Annotated in this window: 2 protein-coding genes; both read right to left on the minus strand. The window is 58.7% G+C overall.

Translation table 11 applies throughout. The features are described 5' to 3' along the window. Positions 1-519: 519 nt before the first annotated feature. On the minus strand, positions 520-1,122 hold the full coding sequence (yihA, locus tag BQ17_RS03150) for a ribosome biogenesis GTP-binding protein YihA/YsxC (RefSeq protein ID WP_089724258.1): 603 nt from the start codon (positions 1,120-1,122) through the stop codon (positions 520-522). Between the two features lie 258 nt (positions 1,123-1,380). Continuing rightward, positions 1,381-1,860, minus strand: a complete 480-nt coding sequence (moaC, locus tag BQ17_RS03155) for a cyclic pyranopterin monophosphate synthase MoaC (RefSeq protein ID WP_089724257.1) — start codon at positions 1,858-1,860, stop codon at positions 1,381-1,383. Positions 1,861-2,084 lie beyond the last annotated feature (224 nt).

Consider the following 2,084-nt stretch of genomic DNA (forward strand, 5'->3'; position numbering starts at 1 on the left):
GACCAGGGATGGCCGCCACCCGACAGATGTGGCTGGCATACGGCGGATGGCGCAAGCTTATCCGCCCTACGCGGGCTTTTGCGACACCCTCGGCGGGAGAGGGGCGGGCTGTCCCGCAGCCTTATGAGAGGCCACCGGATAATTTTTCCTATCCTCAATATAACCCTAAAGTGAATAATTTTAGGGCACCTTGAAAAATATGGTATTCGTCAACGAAATACCTGATTAATCAATAGGTTAGAGTCAATTGATCGGCGAAAACACCTATCTTTCAAGGTGCCCTTTAGATAATCGTTCTTCGGGTTTAGAGGCTGTCTAAAAAAGGGCCGTAGGCCAGAGTCGGGGAGTCGGCTGGGTTGAGGAACGAAACCCGGCGTTTACGAACAAGCCTGGTTTGCTTAGGTTGCGTCCCTCGACCCAGCCTACCGGATTAAAATCAATGGCTTAGTTTTTAGACAGCCTCTTAGGAAGAGTGAGATCGGCTCAAGAAAACAATGGCCTGTCATTTGACGAAAATTGCTAATCCCCGACCCCAAGCCATCGGTCCAGCACGCTGTGGACCGGCTCGGTCCCTGAGCGGGTTTGGGCCGAGAAGAGCTCGACCCGGATGTGCCTTCCGTCGGCGGCGACGGCCTTTGCGACCCGGTCTAACTCGGCGTGTGCCGCACTGCGCTTGAGCTTGTCGCTCTTGGTCAGCAGCAGGAGCAGCTCCAGCTCCGCCCGCCGGCCCCATTCGAGCATCTGCCGATCGAATGCCGTCAACGGATGGCGGATGTCCATGACCACCACGAGTCCGGCCAAGGACCGCCGCCGTTCGAGATAGGACGCCATCAGCCGTTGCCACTGGAGCTTCACCGCCTCGGAGACCTTGGCGTAACCGTATCCGGGCAGATCCACCAGGCGTCGGGTTTCGTCCAGCGCAAAAAAGACCACTTGCTGGGTCCGCCCCGGTGTCTTACTGGTCCTGGCGAGCTGCCGGCGGTGGCAGATGGTGTTGATGGCGCTGGATTTACCGGCGTTGGAACGTCCGGCAAAGGCGACTTCCCGGCCCTGATCCGGCGGCATTCGATCCATCTCGGCCACGGCCGTAACAAAGCGGGCACGCTGGTAAAAAGGGTTGATGGAAGACTTGGGATTCTGTCCGTTGCCCATGGATTTTCCACCGTGCTGCATATCGCTTGTAGCGGCCGGTACAGATGCTCTCAACTACCGATAGCATTGAGCGAGCAGAATCCTCACGGAAGAGTTAGCCGCAAATCAACGCAAATGGACGCAAATTGAATCGGCCCTGATTTGCGTTGATTTGCGGCTAAAAAAGAGGCGTCCCCACCATAACCGCAATCTAGTCGGCTAAATGATATGGCTTGAATCTCTTAACTGTCAGGCCCCACGCCGCCAGTGACCGGATCTACCTCCCGCTTTCTCGAGCAAACGGACGGACTCGATGCACATGCCCCGGTCCACAGCCTTGCACATGTCGTAGATCGTCAGCAGGCTTATCTGTACCGCACACAGGGCCTCCATCTCGACCCCGGTCCGGCCCCGGGTCTCCACCACCGCGCGGCAATGGACCGCCGGTTTCTCGGTGAGGGGTTCGAGGTCGATTGCGATCTTGGTCAAGGCCAAGGGGTGACACAGGGGCACTAGATCGGCGGTCCGCTTGGCCCCCATGATGCCGGCGATCCGCGCGATTGCCAGCACATCGCCCTTCTTGTGGCCGCCACTGCGGATCAAGGCCAGGGTCTCCGGCTCCATGCGGATCAGACCCTCGGCCACGGCTATGCGATGGGTGACATCCTTAGCGCCCACGTCCACCATGTGGGCCGCTCCGGATTCATTGAAATGGGTCAGATCGCTCATCTGCGGCGTTTGCGGTTTCTAGGCGGGCTTTTTGCCAGCTTTCATGGTAGACGTAGGATGTGGTGAGCGTCGGCCCCAGGGACGGGGCCGGAGCGAACCGCATCAATGGTGCGGTGAGCGCCTGCCTACCGCCCCAGGAGGGTGTCGCAAAAGGCACTGATCTTCGCCCTTTGACCCTGAAGTATCCCCACAAATCAGCCTCTGGCTCCCACGCTCCAGCGTGG

This window comes from Candidatus Thiosymbion oneisti (assembly GCF_900092655.1).
Classification (GTDB): Bacteria; Pseudomonadota; Gammaproteobacteria; order Chromatiales; family Chromatiaceae; genus Thiosymbion; species Thiosymbion oneisti.

What these genes read in the sequence shown, in the direction of transcription:
- moaC (WP_089724257.1), bottom strand. Translation starts at nt 1,860, where the DNA reads ATGAGCGATCTGACCCATTTCAATGAATCCGGAGCGGCCCACATGGTG.